The organism is Glycomyces paridis, assembly GCF_004912155.1.
Taxonomy (GTDB): Bacteria; Actinomycetota; Actinomycetes; order Mycobacteriales; family Micromonosporaceae; genus Glycomyces; species Glycomyces paridis.
In genome coordinates, this window is sequence record NZ_STGX01000010.1 from 114,131 (window position 1) to 135,129 (window position 20,999).

Here is a 20,999-nt window from a genome sequence, read left to right on the forward strand (position 1 = left end):
CGAGCGAAGGGACCGAGGTCAGGAACGCCCCCCACCGCAGACCGCGTTCCCACCTGCTCCAGGCTCGACACTAGGCTGATCGGCGGCTCGCGAGCGTCGCCGAGAACGGAGGCTGTACCCAGTGGACACCATCTCGTCCTACGGTGCTCCAACCGGTCCCCACCTCGCCCCTCCCGGATTCCGCCAGGAGGCCGACCCCGAATCGCTCCTCCAGGGGATCGAGCGCCTGACCGGCTTCACCGAGATCGACCGGGGCGCGTACTCCACGGTCTACAGCGCCACCCGGTACGACGACGGCACCGAGGTCGCCGTCAAGATCGAGGCCCGGCCGCTCACCGACGACGCCTCCCGCGAGCGCTTCCGCCGCGAGGTCCAGACCGCCGGGCGCGTCTCCGACCACCCGTGCGTGGTCAAGATGATCTCCGCGGGCCTCACCCACCAGGCCAACCCGTACGTGGTCATGGAGCGCTGCCGCGGCTCGGTCGCCGACCTGCTCGACCGGCACACCACGATCGCGCCGCAGCAGACCATCGCGATCGGCATCCGCATCGCCGACGCCCTCGCCGCCGCGCACGAGGCCGGGATCGTCCACCGCGACGTCAAGCCCGCGAACCTCCTGGTCAACCAGCAGGGCCACGCGGTCCTCGCCGACTTCGGCCTCTCCAGCCTCATCCCGGTCCCGCAGCCCGGCGAGCCCGTCTCGACCATGGCGACGCCCGCGTACGCGCCCCTGGAGATCTTCCAGATGCGCGAGGTCGGCCCCAGCGCCGACGTCTACTCGCTCGCGGCCACGCTCTACGCGATGCTCAGCGGCAACCCCCCGCGCTTCCCCTCGGACGGCGTGCTCGACATCAACGACGTCGCGGCCCTGTTCGACCGGCCGATCCCGGCGATCCCCGGCATATCGCCCCTCCTGCTCGAAATGCTGCGCACGGCCCTCATCAACAACCCCGACGGGCGCCCGACCGCCGTCGAGTTCCGGGAGTTCCTCGCGAGCATCCCCGAGGCCTCGACCGGCATCCTCCCGCGCGTCACCGACGGCCCCCCGCCCCAGCGCGAACCCGTCTCCCCGGCCCCCCAGGGCATGTACGGCGCCTACGCCTCCCCGCCGCGCCCCGAGGCCCGCGGTGCGGCCCCCGAGCCCGGCTACGCCGATCTGGGCGGCGCGGGCGAGTCGCCCTCCACGCTCCGCCTCGCGCCGAGCCGCCGCCGCGACCAGGCCCCCCGGCGCGCCCCCGAACCGCAAGCGCCCCAAGGCTTCAGGCCCTCCCCGCCTGAACGCGCCGCCGCGCCGCGCGTCTCCAGCCCGCCGCCGATGAGCCCGCCCTCGGGTGCGCCCTTCGACGAACCTGGCGGCTTCGCAGACGAGACCGCTAAGTGGCAGTCCTTCTCCTCAGGCGGCGCCCGCGACGACCACGACTCGCGCCTCCCCGTCCCGATCGCGCGCAACGAGACCGGCCTGACCCGCAAGGAACGGCGCCTGAAAGAAGGCGACACCGGCTCCAGCGTCGGGCGCCTCATCGGCATGGGCGCCGCGGGCCTCATCGTCCTCGCGCTGCTCATCACCGGCGGCGTCTGGCTCTTCGACTCCGAGGAGACCGCCGGGCTCGCCGAGCAGTCCGCGGCCGCCGACTACGTGAGCACCTGCACCCTGGAGACCGATGGCGCCGGGTGCGTCGCCGAGCCGACCTGCTTCGACGGCGACTTCGCCGCGGCCACCTGCGACGGCCCGCACCTGTGGGAGGCCTACGCGACCGGTCAGCTGCCCGAAGGGGTCGAGGACGCCGAGGCCGCAAGGGCCGACGCGACCGTCGCCGGCGCGTGCGTCGACGGCCAGCTCGAAGGCGGCCCGCTGTCGCAGCTCATCGCCGGCGACGCGATCGACTGGGTCACCGACGTCCACGTCCCCGGCGACGGCACGTTCCTGTGCGTCGCGCAGCTCAAGGACGGCCAGGAGGCCACGACGATGACCTTCGCCCGCGGCGAGTAGCGCAAGACACCGAGAGGGCCCGGCACCACAGGTGCCGGGCCCTCTTCGCCGTGGCGGGACTGGGTTCGCGGATCACCGCGGGCCACGGCCTCGGATCAGAACTCCTCGTCGAGGTCGACCTTGCCCTCCACGGCCACCTGGTAGGCGGTCGCCCTGCGCTCGAAGAAGTTCGTCAGCTCCTGCACGTCCTGGAGCGCCATGAACGGGAACGGGTTCTCCGAGCCCCACTTCTTGGGCATGCCGAGGCGCACCAGGCGCTGGTCGGCGGCGTACTCCAGGTACGACTTCATGTCCTTGACGGTCATGCCCGGCATCCCCTCGCCGATGAGGTCCTCGGCGAACTGGAGTTCGGCCTCCACGGCCTCCTCCAGCATGTCGGTGACCTGCTGGCGCATCCGGTCGTCGAACAGCTCGGGCTCCTCCTGGCGCACGATGTCGACGACGCTGAACGCGAAGTTCATGTGGCAGGACTCGTCGCGGAAGACCCAGTTGGTGCCGGTCGCGAGGCCGTCGAGCAGGCCCCGGCTGCGCAGCCAGTACACGTACGCGAAGGCGCCGTAGAAGAACAGGCCCTCGATGCACGCGGCGAAGCAGATGAGGTTGAGCAGGAAGGTCCGGCGGTCCTCGGCGGTCTTGAGCTCCTGCATGTCGAAGACCGAGTCGATCCACTTGAAGCAGAAGTCGGCCTTGCGCTTGATCGAGGGGATGTTGTTGACCGCGTCGAAGGCCTTGGCGCGCTCCTCGGGGTCGGGCAGGTAGGTGTCGAGCAGCGTCAGGTAGAACTGCACGTGCACGGCCTCCTCGAAGAGCTGGCGCGAGAGGTACAGGCGCCCTTCGGGGGAGTTGACGTGCTGGTACAGGTTGAGCACCAGGTTGTTCGCGACGATGGTGTCGCCGGTGGCGAAGAAGGCCACGAGGCGGTGGATGAGGTGCTGCTCCTGGGGCGTGAACCCGGCCAGGTCCGTCAGGTCGGAGGCGAGGTCGACCTCCTCGACGTGCCACGTGTTCTTGATGGCGTCCCGGTACTGCTCGTAGAAGTCCGGGTACTTCATCGGTCGCAGTGTCAGGTCCATACCTGGGTCGAGCAGCATGGGCGGGTCCTCTCGTGTCGCGGTGTGCTTGGGGCGCAGGGGCTTTGAGCGCAGGGGTGTGAGCAGGCGGCGGGGCGCTGGGCCCCGCCGCCCCGGGTCCTACTGGCAGGCCTCGCAGCTCTCCGGGTTCTCCAGGGAGCACGCGATGTCGGCAGGGATGACCTCCAGCTCGGTCGGCTGCGGCTCGGCCGCCTGGGCGCTGACCGTGGTCTGGTTGATGCGCGTGGCCGGGCGGCTGCGCAGGTAGTACGTGGTCTTCAGGCCCTGCTGCCAGGCGTAGCGGTACATCGAGGAGAGCTTGCCGATGGTCGGCGAGGCCTGGAACAGGTTGAGCGACTGGGCCTGGTCGATGAACGGCGTGCGGGCGGCGGCGAGGTCGATGAGCGCGCGCTGCGGCAGCTCCCAGGCGGTGCGGTAGCGCTCCTGGAGGTCGGCCGGGATCGCCGCGATGCCCTGGACGGAGCCCTCGGCGAGGACGATGGCCTGGCGCACCTGCTCGCTCCAGATGCCGCGCTCCTTGAGCTCGGCGATGAGGTGGCGGTTGACCTGGAGGAACTCGCCGGAGAGCGTCTCGCGCTTGAAGACGTTGGAGACGACCGGCTCGATGCACTCGGCGCACCCGGCGATCGAGGCGATGGTCGCGGTCGGCGCGATGGCGATCATGAGCGAGTTGCGCAGGCCGTGCTCGGCGATCCGCTCGCGGACGGCGTCCCAGCGCGCATCGAGCGTGATCCGCGCGTTCGGGTAGTGGTCGGTGTGGAGCACGCCGTCGGCGGCGCGGGTCTCGGCGAAGTTCGGGTGGGCCCCGAGCTCGGCGGCGAGACGCGCGGAGGTCTCGTAGGCCACGATCGCGATGCGCTCGGCGATCGCGGTCGAGAGCGCGAGCGCCTCCTCGGAGTCGAAGGCGAGCCCGAGCTTGAAGAACGCGTCGGCGAGGCCCATGCAGCCCAGGCCGATCGGGCGCCACTTGCGGTTGGCCTTCTCGGCCTCGGCGGTCGGGTAGAAGCCGAGGTCGATGGTGCGGTCGAGGAACTTGACGGCGGTGGCGACGGTGCGTTCGAGCCGCTCGAAGTCGAAGCCCTCGCTCGTGCAGTGCTCGGCGAGGTTCACCGATCCGAGGTTGCACACGGCGGTCTCGGAGTCGTTGGTGACCTCCAGGATCTCGGTGCACAGGTTCGAGAGGTGGATGACGTTCTCGTCGCGCGCGGTCTGGTTCGAGGTCCGGTTCGCGGTGTCGGAGAAGGTGATCCAGCCGTTGCCGGTCTGGGCGAGGGTGCGCATCATGCGCCCGTACAGCTCGCGGGCGGGGATGGTCTTGCGGGCCTTCCCGGCGGCCTCGGCGGCCCGGTAGGCCTCGTCGAAGCGCTCGCCCCACAGGTCGACCAGCTCGGGGGTCTCCTTGGGGTCGAACAGGGACCACTGGGCGTCGGCCTCGACCCGGCGCATGAACTCGTCGGGGATCCAGTTGGCGAGGTTGAGGTTGTGGGTGCGGCGCTCGGTGTCGCCGGTGTTGTCCCGCAGCTCCAGGAACTCCTCGATGTCGGCGTGCCAGGTCGCCAGGTACACGCACGCGGCGCCCTTGCGTCGCCCGCCCTGGTTCACCGCCGCCACGGACGAGTCGAGGGTGCGCAGCCACGGCACGATCCCGTTGGAGTGCCCGTTGGTGCCGCGGATGAGCGAGCCCCGCGAACGCACGCGCGACCACGCGATGCCGATGCCGCCGGCGTACTTCGACAGGCGTGCGACCTGGCTGTAGCGCTCGTAGATTGAGTCGAGCTCGTCCTTGGGGGAGTCGAGCAGGAAGCACGAGGACAGCTGCGGGCGGCGCGTCCCGGAGTTGAACAGCGTCGGCGAGGAGGGCAGGTACGCGAGGGCCGACATGAGCCGGTACAGTTCGGCGGCCTCCTCGACCGACTGGCTCAGGCCGCACGCGACGCGGAGCATGAAGTACTGCGGGCGTTCGAGGACCGTGCGGTGCTCGGGGTGGCGCAGCAGGTAGCGGTCGTAGACGGTGCGCAGCCCGAAGTACTCGAAGCGGTCGTCGGCGGTCTCGTCGATGACGGCGTCGAGCGCGGCGCCGTTGGCCTCCACGAACGCGACGAGGTCTTCGGAGAGCAGGCCGTTGTCGCGGCACGCCGCGATGGACGCGGTGAAGCTGGTGACGCCCTCGCCCGCGGTCTCGTCGGCGATGTGCTCGGCGAGGAGGCGGGCGGCGAGCTTGGAGTAGGTCGGCTCGGAGGCGACGCTCGACGAGGTGATCTCGACGGCCCGCTCGCGCAGGCCCTTCTCGGTCGCTCCCGGCCACAGGCCGGCCTCGATCTGGGCGATGACCTTCTCGGCGTCGACGTCGGGCAGCCCGACGGCGTGGACGCGGATGCGGTCGGCGACCCGGGCGGCGGGACCCTGGTCGTGGCTCCGCTGCTGCGGTGCGGTGGTGGCGGATGGCGTGGTGGCGAGCCCGGTCATCTCTGCATCCCCTCGTGCTGTGCTTGCTGTGGCGCCCGGCCCGCTGCGGGCCGCGCTCTGACGGCACGGCGGCGCGGCCCTCTCCATGCGATTACGGCATGTGATGGCAGTGGAGTTCGACAGCACCGACCTGACAGTGCAGAATCATACATGTTGTGGTCGGGCACTGGGGTGCCCCCAAGATGTTGCGTTTTTCCGGGGTTTCGGTCACTGAACTCCCAGCGTGTCCGCTAGGCTCGGGGGTTTCCGCGGAGTCAGCCTATGCCGCGCGTCCGACACTTCCGCCGCGAAACCGCCGCCGTCGCCCGGCTGTGATCCTCGCCGGCCAAACCGCCTGCGGGAAGCGGACGGGGCACTGGTAGCATCGTGGCGGCCGATCGATCCGTCGATCGCCGCGCCTCCGTAGCTCAGTGGATAGAGCACTGGTTTCCGGGACCAGGTGTCGCAGGTTCGAATCCTGCCGGGGGCACCGCAGACCCGCCCGATGTATCGGGCGGGTCTTTTCGTCTGTTCTGGAGGGTTTCGGGCGGAGGCCGGACTGCTGTTGATAGTTTCCGGAAGTTTCGGTACTGGAGTGGGAATCGGTGCGGTGGTTGGGCGCGGTCGGGTGGGCATCGGTGGCGCTTGGCGGCCGTGTGTGGCCGTGATCAGGGCATATGTACCAATTGTCTCCCTGTTATGGACCAAGAAAGTTCCGATAGTTTTCCGGAAGTCATTGACACCCTCGGTCGGCCGGTTCACGATGGTTCCATCGAGAGAGATAGACATCTTTCGATGCGGCTCGCCATCCCGCGGGCCGCTCGGCACCCGTCTCCTAGGAGGAAGGATGTCCATGGACAATCCGCCCCCCAGCATCTTCGGCCGCAGGAGCCTCCTGCTCGGCGGCGCGAGCGCCCTCGCCCTGGGCGGCGCCGGCCTGCTCATGCCCGGCCAGGCCCTCGCGCAGCAGACCATCACCACCAACCAGGAGGGCACCCACAACGGCTACTACTACTCGTTCTGGACCGACACCCAGGGCCGCGCCTCGATGACCCTCGGCGCGGGGGGCAACTACAGCTCCTCGTGGAACGGCGCCAACAACTGGGTCGGCGGCAAGGGCTGGGCCAACGGCGGACGCCGGACCGTCAACTACAGCGGTTCGGTCAACCACGGCAGCAACGGCTACCTCGCCCTCTATGGCTGGACCTCCAACCCGCTGGTCGAGTACTACATCGTCGAATCGCACGGCCCCTACAACCCCAGTAGCGGCGCCTCGGGCCGCGGCACGCTCAACACCAGCGGGGGCACCTACTGGCTCGGGGAGTCCACCCGGACCAACGCGCCGTCGGTCGAGGGCACCAGGACCTTCCAGCAGTACTGGAGCGTCCGCCAGGGCAACCGCACCTCCGGGACCATCAACACCGGCGAGCACTTCGACGCGTGGTCCCGGGCGGGCATGAACCTCGGCGCGTTCAGCTACTACATGATCATGGCGACCGAGGGCTACCAGTCCACCGGCAACTCGAACATCACGCTCGACAGCACCGGCGGCGGCGACCCCGACCCCGATCCCGACCCCGGTGGCGGCGGCGCCTGCACTGCCGCCCTGTCGGCGGGCCAGCGCTGGGGTGACCGGTACAACCTCAACGTCAACGTCTCGGGCAAGAGCGACTGGCGCGTCGTCCTCAACATGCAGGGCGCCGCCCGCGTCAGCTCCTTCTGGAACTGCAACGCCACCTGGCCGACCGCGACGCAGATGGTGTGCACGCCCAACGGCTCGGGCAACAACTTCGGCGTCACGATCATGGCCAACGGGAACTGGAACTGGCCTTCGGTCTCCTGCTCCTAGCGCCACCGGCGCAGCGGCGCGGCGGACCCCTCCGCCGCGCCGCTGCGCCCCGGCCGCCGGGCGCGGCGGCATAGGATCGGTCCATGCGACCAGTTCCCCTCGCGCTCAGCGGCCTCGCCCTCGTCCTCCTGACCGCCGCCTGCACCGGCGAGGAGTCGCCTCCGGCCGACGACGTCATCCCCGCCGCCGCCGCCGCGATGGCCGAGGTCGAGAGCGTCCGCTTCGACCTGACCGTCGACGGCTCGGTCGAGGGCCTGTCGGTCAAGGCCGCCGACGGCGTCGTCACCGCGGACGGCTCGGCCGAGGGCACCGGGACCATCACCGCCTTCGGCGTGGACGTCGAGGTCGAGTACGTGATCATCGGCGAGGACGCCTACGTCAAGGGCTTCACCGGCGGCTTCCAGCAGATCCCCGTCGGCGACGACATGCTCCCGTACGACCCGACGATCCTCCTGGCCCCGACCGGGGCATCGCCGCGCTCCTGGAGGCCGTCGACTCGGCCGAGCCCCAGGAGGCCGAGAAGGTCGACGGCGTCGACGCCTACCGGTACGAGGTCGTGTTCGACCCGGCCGTGTTCGGCGAGTTCATTCCGGCCGAAGGGGACTGGAACACCGCGACCGTCTGGTTCGACCAGGAGACCGCCCGCGTCGTCAAGGCCGAGTTCAGCCAAGGGGACGCGACCGTGGCGCTGCACCTGTCCGACTACGACGAACCGGTGACGGTTGAGGCGCCCTGAGGCGGCGCGCCGCCGCATCGCGATCGGCGCGGCCGGGGCCGCCGTCCTGATCGGATCGATCGACGCGTACGTGCTCGTGACGGTCCTGGTCGACATGATCGGCGAGTTCGGCATCCCCGCGAACCACCTGGAGCGGGCCACGCCCCTGGTCACCGGCTACCTCCTCGGCTACACGGCCGGGATGCCGCTGCTCGGGCGCCTCTCCGACCGCTTCGGACGCAAAGTGGTCATCCACGCGTGCCTGGCCGCCTTCGCGATCGGCTCGCTCGTCTCCGCCGTGTCCACCGAGCTCGCGCCGCTCGTGGCGGGCCGGGCCCTCCAGGGCCTCGCCGGCGGCGCGCTCCTGCCGGTGACGATGGCCCTCGCCGCCGACCTGTTCGCCGCCCGCCGCCGCCCCGTCGTCCTCGGCTGGGTCGGCGCCGCCCAGGAACTCGGCGCCGTCCTCGGGCCCCTGTTCGGCGCGGGCGTCGCCGCCCTCATCGGCTGGCGCGGCATCTTCTGGATCAACCTCCCCCTCGCTCTGCTCGCGGCCCTGGCGATCCAGTACGCGCTGCCGAAGACCGAGGCCCGCAGCAGCGCCCGCGTCGACGTCGTCGGCGGCCTCCTCCTCGCGATCGCCCTGGGGCTGTTCACCGTCGGGCTCTACAACCCCGACGCCCAGGCCGGGGTCCTGCCCTCCTGGGGACCCCCGGTCCTCCTCGCCGCCGCCGCAGCCCTGGCCGCGTTCGGCCTGCACCAGTGGCGGTCCCCGGTGCGCCTCCTCGACCCCGCCGGGGTCCGCGGCTTCCCCTTCGGCGCGACCCTGGCCGCGAGCCTCGCGGCCGGAGCCGTCCTCATGGTCACCCTCGTCGACGTCCAGCTCCTCGCCCAGACGCTCCGCGGCCTCGACGCCACCGGCGGAGCCCTCCTCCTCATGTGGTTCCTCGTCGGCCTGCCCGTCGGCGCGCTCGCCGGCGGCGCCCTCGCCTCCCGCTTCGGCGAGCGCCTCCCCGCCGTTGCCGGGTTCGCCGCCGCAGCCGCCGCCTACCTGTGGATCGGCCGCGCCGTCCCCGACGTCGAACCCGGCCTCGCCCTCGCCGGGGCCGCCCTCGGCGCCACCATCGCCCCCCTCTCCTCGGCCGCCCTGCGCACCACCCCCGAGGACGCCCACGGCACCGCCTCGGCCGCCGTCGTCGTCGCCCGCATGATGGGCATGCTCGTCGGTGTTGCCGCCCTCACCTCCTGGAGCCTCCACCGCTTCGCCGAATCCACCGCCGACCTCGACTCCCCCCTGCCCTTCGGCATCACCGAGGCCGAGTTCCTCCAGCGCCAGGCGGTCTACCGCGAAGCCCTCGACGCGGCCCTCGCCGCCCAGTACGCCGACGTCTTCACCGCCGCCGCCGCCATCTGCCTCGCCGCGGCCCTCGCCTCACTCCTCCTCCCCGGGCGTGTCGGAGCACGCACCGCTGGAGTCGCTTGAGGGCGGTGGGACTGGATAGGGTTGCGACATGGCGGATCTTTCAGTAGTCGAGAATGTCGACGAGCACCGGTACGAGCTGCGCGACGCGGCCGGGACGGTGCTCGGTTACCTGGAGTACCTCGTGCGGGAGGACTTCACGGTCCTGCCCCACACCGAAGTGGACCGTTCGCTGCGCGGGCGCGGATGGGGCGACCGGCTCGTGCGCCACGCCCTCGACGACCTGCGCGGCAAGGGCGCGAAGGCCTACCCGACCTGCCCGTTCGTGGACCGCTGGATGCAGCGCCACGAGGAGTACGAAGACCTGCGCTACCAGCCGTAGCGACGCGCCTAGACGGCACTGCCGCGGAGTGTTCACCTCCCCGCAAACTCCGGGTTCACTCGCCGTTCATCCGCCGATGAAGCATCGTCGGTATGCGTCTCTCGGTTGCACCGACCCGCCGGCCCGAACCCGTTCCGGGCCGGCGGCGGACAACGCCCCCCGCCCTCCGGAACGGGGAACGCTGATGCTCTCCGCGCTCATCCTCCTACGCCACCTCGCCCCCGCCGGCCAGACGCCGCCCACCGACGCCCAGGCCCGCCGCGCCCGCGCCCTCGCCGACTTCCTCCAGCTCTACAGCCCCACCGAACTGCTCTCCGGCCCCGGCTGCGCCGACACCCTCGCACCCCTTGCCAGCCGCCTCGACCTGCGCGTCACCGTCGCCGACGACCTCAGCGCCGCCGCCCCCGGCCTCCCCAGCGCCGCCCCCGCCGCCGTCTGGCTCGCCGCCCGCGCCCTGCGCACCCTCCCCGACTCCCGCCGCACCACCGTCGTCTGCGCCGAAGGCGCCGTCCTCGCCGCCCTCCTCGTCGCCGTCGCCGCCCGCGACGGCCACGACCTCACCGGGACCGCCGTCCCCCTCGACGGCACCGACGCCCAAGCCGGCTGGGTCCTCCACCGCGACGACGGCCGCCTCGTCGACGTCAAACCCCTCGCCGCCCGCTGACCCCGAACACACGCTAAATCGATTGCAACCCCAGGTCGGGCCCAGGTAGGGTCGACGGTTCGCCATCACCGCGCACGCCGCGAACGCGCGCCGAGTGAACCGTCTGACAAATCCACCGGGGAGACTCCTGTGTCAGCGAACGAACTCCAGACCGACGAGCTCAAGACCGAACTGGCCAACCACGAGCGCGCCCGGACCGAGATGGCCCGGATGCTCGCCGCGACCGAGGCCATCCACCGCACCTACGCCGGCGAGGTCGACGAGTCCGGCAAGAACATGGGCATCGGCGACGTCGGCCCCGACAAGCAGTTCGGCTGGGCCATGGCCAACTACACCGTCCCGCGCATGGCCGACCTCACCGACCGCGACATCGCCCTCTTCTTCGGCCGCATCTGGACCGACGACGACGAGGACTTCCACATCGGCCGCCGCCACATCCGCGACGAACACGGCGACCCCCTCGTCCTCGACTGGCGCGCCGCACTCTCCGAGCAGTACTACCGCGCCTCCGCCCACGACCGCCGCGGCATCGCCCGCCGCCGCCGCTTCGGCTTCCAAGGCGCCCGCATCACCGGCTTCGAAGACGAGAACCTCGCCTTCGGCGAAGAGATCTCATCCGACATCCTCACCGCCGAGATCGAACGCCCCCGCACCGGACCCATGCGCGACATCGTCGCCACCATCCAGCCCGAACAGGACGAACTCATCCGCCGCGACGCCGCCGTCGACCTCTGCGTCCAAGGCGCCCCCGGCACCGGCAAGACCGCCGTCGGCCTCCACCGCGCCGCCTGGCTCCTCTACACCTACACCGAGAAGCTCAACAAGTCCGGCGTCCTCGTCGTCGGCCCCAACGAAGGCTTCCTCGCCTACATCTCCGGCGTCCTCCCCACCCTCGGCGAGACCGCCGTCTGGCAGACCACCGTCCAGCAGCTCACCGGCGCCCACACCGCCACCGCCGCCGACGACCCCCAGACCGCCCTCCTCAAACACGACGAACGCATGGCCCTCGTCTGCGAACGCGCCGTCTGGGGCCACGTCGCCACCGCCGAGACCGGCCTCCGCGGCGCCGGAGCCGACCCCGCCGAAGGCCTCCTCATCGCCGACGGCGGCTGGCGCTGGCGCCTCGGCCTGCGCTACCTCGACGAAGCGCTCACCAACGCCCGCAAACACACCCGCACCTACACCGCCGGACGCAAAGCCCTCGAAGAGGCCATCGTCCAAGGCGTCCGCCGCCAGGCCGAGATCCGCTCCGGCCACTCCCCGGACGGCCGCTGGGCCACCAAACTCAAACGCGCCCCCGCCGTCCAGGCCTTCCTCGACGCCGCCTGGCCCAAACTCAACACCAAGACCGTCGTCAAGAAACTCCAACGCGACGAGGCCTTCCGCGCCGACGCCGCCCGCGGCGTCCTCACCGACGCCGAAACCGCCCTCCTCGCCCGCCCCGCCCGCGCCGCCGCCAAGCAGACCGCCGCCGACCTCCTCATCGCCGACGAGATCGAGGCCCACCTCAACCTCCGCGACCCCTCCGCCTCCTACGGCCACATCGTCATCGACGAAGCACAGGACCTCTCCCCGATGCAGTGCCGCGCCATCGCCCGCCGCTCCGGCAAAGGCTCGATCACCGTCCTCGGCGACCTCGCCCAAGGCACCACCCCCTGGGCCGCCTCCTCCTGGGACGACCAGATGCGCCACCTCGGCAAACCCGCCGCCGAGCACACCGAACTCACCACCGGCTTCCGCGTCCCCGCCGTCATCATCGAACTCGCCAACCGGGTCCTACCGCACCTCGGCGTCGACGTCGCCCCCGCCCGCTCCATCCGCTCCGACGGCGCCCTCGACCACCTGCACACCGACGACCTCGAAACGGGCGTCCGCACCGCCGTCGCCGCCGCACTCCGAGAAGAAGGCCTCGTCGGCGTCATCGCCGCCGACGACCGCGCCGCCGCACTCGCCCCGCTCCTCTCAGGCACCGACCGCGTCGAACTCGTCGCCGCCAGCCTCGCCAAAGGCCTCGAATACGACCACGTCGTGGTCGTCGAACCCGCCGAGATCGTCGAAGCCCCCGCCACCTGGCCCGACGGCCCCGCCGCCGCCGTCCCCGGCGTGGGCCTGCGCCACCTCTACGTCGCCCTCACCCGCGCCGTCTCCCGCCTCACCGTCGTCCACCGACGCCCACTCCCCGAAGCGATGACCGCCTGAACCACATCTACAGGGGACACCGCCGCTCCCTTCAGGAGGACGACCCCGCGCCGATTGCCGAAACTGCCCGAAACCGGCCCTTCCAGGTGTAACGATGATCCGAGCCGCGAATCCAACGCGCCGCGGCCCACAGGGGATCCACACACGGAGGAGTGGTCATATGCGACCTGCACAAGCGAGGGCGTACGCCCTCGCCGGCACGGCGGCGCTGGCCGCCGCGGGGCTCGCCGCCTGCGGCGGCGGAAGCGACTCGGGAGGCGACAGCGAGGCGACCTGGGCGATCAGCTCGGGCTGGGAGTCGTGGAACGAGAACACGGCGGACGGCAACAACTCGTACCTCCACCAGGTCCTGACGCCCGGCGCGACGCTCCTCGGCGACTTCGACCAGGACGGCCAGTGGGTCTTCAACGACGCCCTCCTGTCCAAGGCCCCCGAGCTCACGAGCGAGTCGCCGATGACGGTGGAGTACACGCTCAACGAGAACGCCCAGTGGTCCGACGGCGAGGACTTCGGCGCCGACGACTTCACCTACATCTGGTACCAGATGTCGGGCGACGAGGCCAAGTGCGCGCAGGACGCGTGCGTGCCCGCCTCCACCGACTGGGGCGCCAACGTCGCCTCCATCGAGGAGACCGCCGAGAACGTGGTCACCATGACCTACGTGGACGGCTACCTCGACCCCGAGTGGGAGTTCTTCGGCCTGTCGATGTACCCGGCCCACATCGCCGTGGACAACGGCTTCGCCGACTGGAAGACCGACCCGGCCGTCATGGGCGAGAGCGCCACCTGGTTCGCGCAGAACCCGCCGACCTGGTCGACCGGCCCCTACACGCCGACCGACGCGGTCGCGGGCGACTACGTCACCTACGAGCCCAACGACAAGTACCAGGGCACGGTCGACCCGGGCCTGGACAAGCTCACCCTCAAGGTCGTCGAGGGCACCGAGTCGATCGTCACCGAGCTGCGGCAGGGCTCGATCGACGGCGCGTGGCCCTCGGAGTTCAGCCAGGAGGAGCTCGACAAGGTCGCCGACGACTCGGCGATCACCACCGAGGTGTACGAGGGCTCGATCTGGCTCCACATCGACACCAACACGAACAACGAGTTCCTCGCCGACCAGGCCCTGCGCCAGGCCGTGTTCACCGCGATCGACAACGAGGACATCATCGCGAAGAACTACCCCGACACCGAGGTCGCGGCGCGCAAGAACCACTTCTTCAACGCCGCCTCGGAGTTCTTCGTCGACTCGCTGGGCGCGACCGACCCGCTCCAGGGCTCGGGCGACGCCGACGCGGCCAACGCCGCGCTCGAGGCCGCCGGGTACACCACCGGCGACACGCTCATGACGCCCGACGGCGACCCGGTCACGCTCGACTTCCGCTACGGCGAGGGCGACCTGACCCGCCAGACCACCGGCGAGCTCGTCCAGGCCTACCTGGCGGAGATCGGCATCGACGTCTCGCTGGAGGCGATTCCGGACGGCGACCTGGGCACCGTCCTCTCCGAGGGCAACTTCGACATGATCATCTTCGGCTGGTCGGGCACGCCGGCGTTCACGACCGCGCCGCAGCAGTACTTCGCCTCGGACTCGTCCTCGAACTTCGGCTCGTACACGCTCGACGGGCTCGACGAGGCCATCGCGAAGGTCCGCTCGACCACCGACATCGCCGAGTCGGCGCAGTTCGCCAACGACGTCGACGCGATGGTCATGCCCGCCGCGTTCACGCTGCCGCTCCTGGACGAGCCGCAGTCGACGCTGTACAACAACGGCACGCTCACCGGGATCGTGGCCAACGGCAACAGCCAGGCCGGTCCGCTGTGGAACGTGCGCGAATGGAAGCCCGCCTAGCGGCGGCGAGCACCAGGGGCGGTCCGGCCGGACCGCCCCTTTTCCGTATCGTTCGGATAACAATGGTCAGCCAAATGGGTACCGAGGCGTTCCCTTCGCCACTGTGACGTGGCACCGTGTGACGCAGCACTGCCGAGGCGGCCAACCGGCCCCTCTCCAGCGGCCCGGCACGGCGACGACGCCTCCCCGCGGCCCGCGACGGTGACCCCTCGCCTCGGCCCATCAATGGAGGAGACACAGCAATGGCTCTGACTCGTAGAGCGTTCGGCGGCCTGACGATCGGCGGCTCGTCCGCTCTGATGCTGGCGGCCTGCGGCGGCAACGACGACAACGAAGGCTCGTCGAGCGGCGGCGAACTCACCTGGGCGGTCTCGTCCAGCTGGTCGGCCTGGAACCAGAACACGGGCACCGGCAACGCCTCGGCGACCAACATCGCGACGACCCCGATGAACCCCGTCGGCCAGGTCGGCTACGACTTCGACCCCTCGGGCAAGGTCTTCTACGACGACGCGATCTTCGAGGGCGAGCCGGAGCTCCTCGCCGAGGCGCCGATGCAGGTCCAGGTCACCCTCAAAGAGGGTGCGCAGTGGTCGGACGGCAAGCCCGTGCGCCTCCAGGACTTCATCTTCCAGTGGTACAGCACCTCGACCGACCCGGCGCACGCCAACCAGGAGAAGGCGCTCCCCGCCGGCAACACCGGCGCGAACATCGCCAGCATCGAGGAGCCCGAGCCGGGCAAGATCGTCTTCACCTTCAAGGAGGGCACCACCGACCCCGAGTGGACCTTCACCGGCGGCGTCTACCTCCCGAGCCACTTCGCCGAGGAGAACGGCTTCGCCGACTGGGCGACCGACCCCGAGGTCATGGGCGACGCCATCGTCTTCTTCAACGACGACCTGTGGGACGTCGTGCTCGGCGCCTACAAGCCGACCAAGTGGAAGCTCGGCGAGTTCGTCGAGTACGTGCCCAACGACAAGTTCCAGGGCTCGGCGAAGGCCTCGTTCGACAAGCTCACCCTCAAGGCCATCGACGGCCTCGAAGCGCAGGTCACCGAGCTGCGCCAGGGCAACATCGCGGGCTGCTGGCCCAACGACTTCAGCATGGAGCAGATGGCGCCGCTCGACGAGCAGCCCGAGCTGAAGTACGAGGCCTACGCGGGCGCGACCTGGTCGCACTTCGACATGAACGTGGGCAACGAGTTCCTCAAGGACACGGCGCTGCGCCAGGCGGTCTTCACGATCATCGACATCGAGGAGATCAAGTCCAAGGCGTTCCCGGGCACCGAGGCGCCGTGGCTGGGCAACCACTTCTTCACCGAGGACAGCCCCTACTACGTCGACTACACCGGGCCCGCCAACTACGGCCAGGGCGACGTCGAGGCTGCCAAGACCCTCCTCAGCGGCGCCGGCTACACCTGGAACGGTGACGACAAGCTCGTCAACGCCGACGGCAAGGTCGTCGCGTTCAACTTCCGCTTCGCGGCCTCGAACGAGATCCGCAAGCTCACCGGCGAGATCATCCAGGCCCAGCTGGTCGCGGTCGGCATCGACCTCGAGCTCAAGGGCTTCGGCGACGACGAGCTGTCCTCGACGCTGTCCGCCGGGGACTTCGACCTCGTCGTCTACTCGTGGGTCGGCAGCCCCGCGTTCTCGACCTCCCCCGAGCAGTTCTTCTCCCCGGAGTCGGACTCGAACGCGGGCGGCTACGACGACCCGGTCATCAACGAGCTCCTGCCGAAGGTCCGCAGCACCCTCGACCTCGACGAGGCCGCGGACTTCGCGAACCAGATCAGCGCGCAGGCCGTGGCCGAGGCCTACACCCTGCCGCTGTACTCCAGCCCGATGGCGATCATGTGGAACACGAACCTCGTCGACGGTCCCGGCGTGAACCCGGCCAGCCAGGCCTCCGCGCTGTGGAACGTCCGCGAGTGGAAGAAGCCGTAACCGACCGCGAACGGACCGCGCCGAGCGGGTCGCCGATTGGCGACGGTCCGTCCCGATAATTCACTGAATTCCCCCGTGGGGCCGATGCCACATCGGCCCCACGGTCCATTCCGGGCACAGTCCGCAGGCGCAAAGTCACGAATACATCACGAATAAACTCCAGTTGGGGCCGTGGTCGTGTCAATCCCCTCACGTCTGTGCCAGTGTTTGTCACAACACCGCCGAGGGCAGCAAGCCTTCCCCATAACGACCGTCACCCGGACGCGAGGCATCGGCGCCTTCGCGGCCTCGCGAAGGCCCCTCGGCATCGATATCTGGAGGAGAACACTCATGGCTCTGACCCGTAGAGCTCTCGGAGGCCTGACCATCGGCGGCACCGCCGCCTTCACCCTCGCCGCCTGCGGCGGCAACGAGGGCAACGGCGGCTCCGGAAAGAAGGAACTCACCTGGGGCATCTCCTCCGCGTGGGAGTCCTGGAACGAGAACACCGGTGCGGGCAACAACTCGTACGGCCACCAGGCCATGTTCCCCAAGACCTTCGGCCTCGACGGCAACTCCTCCGGTGACTTCCAGGAGGACGGCAGCTTCGTGCTCAACGACGCCGTCTGGGCCGACGCCCAGGTCATCAGCGAAGAGCCGTTCCAGGTCGAGTACACCCTCACCGAGAACGCCCAGTGGTCCGACGGCGAGCCGATCCGCGTCGAGGACCTCATCTTCCAGTGGTACAGCATCTCGGGCAACGAGGCGCGCGCCGACCAGGAGAAGGCTCAGCCCGCCTCCACCACCTACGGCTCCAAGATCGCCTCGATCGAGCCGTCCGAGAAGGGCTTCGTCGTCACCTTCGTCGAGGGCCACAAGGACCCGGAGTGGCTCTACAGCCCCACCGTGTACCTGCCCTCGCACATCATCGAGGCCGAGTTCCCGACCTGGCAGACCGACCCCGCCGTCATGGGCGAGGCCATCGCCTGGACCGAGGCGAACCTCATCGAGGTCGTCACCGGCCCCTGGAAGCCCGTCGAGTACGAGATGGGCCAGTTCATCACGTACGAGATCAACGAGAACTACCAGGGCTCGGTCAAGCCGACCATCGAGAAGCTCACCATGCGCGTCGTCGAGGGCACCGAGTCGACCGTCACCGAGCTGCGCCAGGGCACCATCGCCGGCTCCTGGCCGACCCAGTTCATCCAGGAGGAGTTCGACAAGGCCGCCGAGGACCCGAACCTGGAGCAGGCCATCTACGAGGGCGGTGTCTGGATCCACCTCGACACCAACGTCAACTCGCCGTTCCTCAAGGACCAGGCCCTGCGCCAGGCGGTCTTCACCGCCGTCAACGTCAAGGACTCGATCGAGCGCATCTTCCCGGGCACCGACGTGTCCCAGCGCCTGAACCACTTCTTCGGCGTGAACAGCCCGTACTTCGTGGACTACCTGACCGAGACCGGCCAGGGCTCCGGCGACATCACCAAGGCCGCCGAGATCCTCACCACCGCCGGCTACACCGGTGTGGCCGAGGGCGAGACCTGCACGACGCCCGAGGGCGAGGCCGTCAAGCTCGTCATCCGCTACGGCGAAGGCGACGGCGCGCGGACGACCATCTCCGAGCTCGCCCAGGCCCAGCTCGCGCTCCTCGGCATCGAGCTCGAACTGAAGGCCATCCCCGACGGCGACCTCGGCTCGGTCCTCTCCGAGAGCGACTTCGACCTGGTCGTCTTCGGCTGGTCCGGCAGCCCGACCTTCGGCTCCGGCCCCGGCCAGTACTTCCTGACCGGCGTCGCCTACGGCAACTACTCCTTCCCGGAACTGGACGAGGCCATCGGCAAGGTCCAGACCACCATCGACGTGGAGGAGTCGGCCGGCTACGCCAACGACGTGGAGGCCCTCGCGGTCCCGCTCGCGCTGACCCTGCCGTTCTACGACGAGCCCCAGGGCATCATCTGGAACCCGAACCTGGTCGAGGGCGTCAAGGCCAACGGCAACAGCCAGGCCGGCCCGGTCTACAACGTGGTCGAGTGGAAGAACGCGTAAAGGCCCACTGAGCCGAGCGGCGGGGTCCCCCGGGACCCCGCCGCTTCAGTGTCCCGGCGCCGGAGGTTTCGCCGCGGTGACGCCGCCGTGAACAACAGCGGTCACTCCCGCATCACCGGCACCGGACGGCACCCCTCTCCAAGTCCCTCCCCGGCCGCAGTGTCGCGACGGGTTTTCCCTGGCAGACAGTGAAAAATCCGCCAATCGGCGGCATTCAGGGAATGAACGTCACGGGAACATAACGAACGAAGCTCATCTCTGGTTCGGTCGTTCGAAACCCACCGTTCCCGTGGAAGGCTGTACCTCGCGTCACTCGACCCGACCGCCCGTCGGCCGCGAGGACCGACCCGCCCGGTCGGTTCCCCCCGCCACCGCACCGGCACCGGCCCGGAGAGCCCACCGCCCCCAGCAGGGGCCCTCCTCGCCACCGCGGCCGAGCGACGCAAACCCACGAGAGGAACCATGAAGCGACACCACATGGCGGCCGTCGCCGCCTTCGCTTGCACGACCCTGGCCCTGGCAGGCTGCGGACAGGGCGGTACCTCGTCGTCCAGCCTGGACGACTGCGTCGAGGACCCGGCCGGGTGCAACACCGGCCAGCGGGCCGACGGCGGCGAGATCACCTGGGCCATCGACGGCTCGTGGGCCTCGTGGAACCAGAACACCGCCGAGGGCAACAACGCGTACATCAGCATCGCCCTCGTGGGCATGTGGCCCTACATCGGCCAGTTCGACCCCGAGGGCGACTTCGTCGTCAACGAGGGCGTCTTCGACGCCGAGCCCGTCCTCGTCAGCGAGGACCCCGTCACCGTCGAGTACACCCTCAAGGCCGGAGCGAACTGGGGCGACGGCACCCCCGTCACCGTCGACGACTTCGTCTACAACTGGTACGCCGTCTCCGGCGACGAGGCCAAGTGCGAGGGCTGCGCCCCCGCAACCACCACCTACGGCTCCCAGGTCGCCTCGATCACCGGCGAGGGCTCCACCGTCACCGTCGCCTACGTCGACGGCTACCACTCGGCCGAGTGGATGTACGAGGAAGTGCTCTCCCAGCCCGCCCACATCGCCGACGAGCAGGGCTTCGACTGGAGGAACGACCCGGCCGCGATGAAGGCCGCCGAGGACTACTTCTCCGAGACCGTCCCCGCCTGGACCACCGGGCCGTACAAGGTCGAGGACGCCGTCGCCGGCGACTACGTCGTCTACACCCCGAACGAGGACTGGGCCGGCGACACCGAGGTCACCCTCGACAAGATCACCTTCAAGGTCATCGACGGCCTCGACAACATCGTCACCGCGCTGCGCAACGGCGAGATCGACGGCTCCGCGCCCATGTCGGTCACCTCCGAGGCGATCACCCAGCTCGAAGGCACCGACAACGTGAACTACGCGGTCGCCGGCGGGCCCACCTGGGAGCACATCGACCTCAACACGCGCCAGGAGGACCTCCAGGACCCGGCGCTGCGCCAGGCCGTCCTCACCGCCATCGACGTCGAGAACATCATCTCGCGCACCTACGCCTTCGTGCAGTCCGACATCGAGCGCAAGGGCAACCACCTGTTCCGCAACGGCTCGGAGTACTTCACCGACTACCTCTCCGCCACCGGCCAGGGCTCGGGCGACATCGAGATGGCCCGCGGCATCCTCGAAGAGGCCGGGTACACCTGGGACGACTCGGACAACCTCCTGACCCCCGAGGGCGAGACCGTCGAACTCGACTTCCGCTACTCCGAGTCCAAGGAGTCGCGCCAGATCACCGCCGAACTCGGCCAGGCCAACCTCACCGACCTCGGCATCACGGTGAAGACCCGCGCGATCCCCGACGTCGACCTCGGCACCGTGCTCGCCGAGGGCGACTTCGACATCATCAACTACGGCTGGAGCTCGACCCCGCTGTTCGTCGGCGCGGCCTCCCAGTACTGGGAATCCGAGTCCGGCTCGAACTTCGGCGGGCTCGACGACGAGGCCCTCGACGGCCTCATCGCCGACATCAACGGCACCCTCGACTACGACGAGGCGGCGCGCCGGGCCAACGAGGCCGTCAAACAGGTCATCGCCGACGCGTACGTCCTGCCTATCGTGGACACACCGGTCGCGGTGATGGTCTCCGATAGGTTGGTCAACGTCCGGGACAATTGGGCTTCGCAGCAGCGCGCGGCCTACAACCTCGCAGAATGGGGGCTCATCGGTGAATGACCACCGCACGGCCCCCCTTCGCCGCGGCCTCCCGGCCGCGGCGGCGGGAGGGCCCCCCGCGCTCGCGCGGCCGGGCGGCGGAAGGGGAGTGGAGTGATTTCCGAAGAGTGCCAGGAGCTCACCGACCAGGCCGGAGAATGGGGAGTCAGTGAGCCGTAGGAGAGGGCGCGCACCAGCGCGTCCGGGCCGGTCGGCAGGCGGACCGGTCCACAGCAGAGAAACCGTTAACGAGGC

At 69.9% G+C, this 20,999-nt stretch carries 12 protein-coding genes, 1 tRNA gene and 1 pseudogene; 12 read left to right on the forward strand and 2 right to left on the reverse strand.

The window, feature by feature from the left end:
* The first annotated feature begins 121 nt into the window (after positions 1–121).
* Positions 122–1,990: a serine/threonine-protein kinase gene (locus E9998_RS14540; RefSeq protein WP_158299810.1), complete on the forward strand. Its 1,869-nt coding sequence runs from the start codon at positions 122–124 to the stop codon at positions 1,988–1,990.
* A gap of 95 nt (positions 1,991–2,085) precedes the next feature.
* Here the strand turns inward: E9998_RS14540 and E9998_RS14545 are convergent, their stop codons facing one another.
* The gene (locus E9998_RS14545) at positions 2,086–3,081 is read right to left on the reverse strand and encodes a ribonucleotide-diphosphate reductase subunit beta (protein WP_136530423.1); all 996 of its coding nucleotides are present in this window, start codon (positions 3,079–3,081) and stop codon (positions 2,086–2,088) included.
* A 99-nt stretch (positions 3,082–3,180) separates the two neighbouring features.
* Positions 3,181–5,547 (reverse strand): ribonucleoside-diphosphate reductase subunit alpha, encoded by a 2,367-nt coding sequence (locus E9998_RS14550; protein ID WP_136530424.1) that lies wholly within the window; start codon positions 5,545–5,547, stop codon positions 3,181–3,183.
* A 396-nt stretch (positions 5,548–5,943) separates the two neighbouring features.
* Between E9998_RS14550 and E9998_RS14555 the strand changes: the two genes are divergently transcribed.
* The 11 genes and pseudogenes from E9998_RS14555 (at position 5,944) to E9998_RS14605 (ending at position 20,765) form a co-directional block, all read left to right on the forward strand.
* A tRNA-Arg gene (locus E9998_RS14555) sits at positions 5,944–6,016 on the forward strand.
* 357 nt (positions 6,017–6,373) lie between these two features.
* Positions 6,374–7,375, forward strand: coding sequence for a glycoside hydrolase family 11 protein (locus E9998_RS14560; protein ID WP_420842437.1), 1,002 nt, complete (start codon positions 6,374–6,376; stop codon positions 7,373–7,375).
* A gap of 197 nt (positions 7,376–7,572) precedes the next feature.
* A pseudogene (locus E9998_RS14565) lies at positions 7,573–8,111 on the forward strand (LppX_LprAFG lipoprotein).
* Positions 8,098–9,570, forward strand: a complete 1,473-nt coding sequence (locus E9998_RS14570) for an MFS transporter (RefSeq protein ID WP_136530427.1) — start codon at positions 8,098–8,100, stop codon at positions 9,568–9,570. Before E9998_RS14565 ends, E9998_RS14570 begins: the two are co-directional and overlap by 14 nt.
* Positions 9,571–9,598: 28 nt before the next feature.
* A complete protein-coding gene (locus tag E9998_RS14575; RefSeq protein ID WP_136530428.1) occupies positions 9,599–9,889 on the forward strand; it encodes a GNAT family N-acetyltransferase in 291 nt (96 codons plus the stop codon).
* A gap of 184 nt (positions 9,890–10,073) precedes the next feature.
* A complete protein-coding gene (locus E9998_RS14580) occupies positions 10,074–10,553 on the forward strand; it encodes a hypothetical protein (protein WP_136530429.1) in 480 nt (159 codons plus the stop codon).
* Positions 10,554–10,754: 201 nt separating this feature from the next.
* Positions 10,755–12,752: a HelD family protein gene (locus tag E9998_RS14585; RefSeq protein WP_136530526.1), complete on the forward strand. Its 1,998-nt coding sequence runs from the start codon at positions 10,755–10,757 to the stop codon at positions 12,750–12,752.
* 160 nt (positions 12,753–12,912) lie between these two features.
* Complete coding sequence (locus E9998_RS14590; protein ID WP_158299811.1) at positions 12,913–14,601, forward strand: ABC transporter substrate-binding protein; 1,689 nt, start codon at positions 12,913–12,915, stop codon at positions 14,599–14,601.
* Positions 14,602–14,843: 242 nt separating this feature from the next.
* Positions 14,844–16,544, forward strand: coding sequence for an ABC transporter substrate-binding protein (locus tag E9998_RS14595; RefSeq protein WP_136530431.1), 1,701 nt, complete (start codon positions 14,844–14,846; stop codon positions 16,542–16,544).
* Positions 16,545–16,874: 330 nt separating this feature from the next.
* A complete protein-coding gene (locus E9998_RS14600; RefSeq protein ID WP_136530432.1) occupies positions 16,875–18,569 on the forward strand; it encodes an ABC transporter substrate-binding protein in 1,695 nt (564 codons plus the stop codon).
* A gap of 462 nt (positions 18,570–19,031) precedes the next feature.
* Positions 19,032–20,765: an ABC transporter family substrate-binding protein gene (locus E9998_RS14605; protein ID WP_136530433.1), complete on the forward strand. Its 1,734-nt coding sequence runs from the start codon at positions 19,032–19,034 to the stop codon at positions 20,763–20,765.
* Positions 20,766–20,999: the final 234 nt, after the last annotated feature.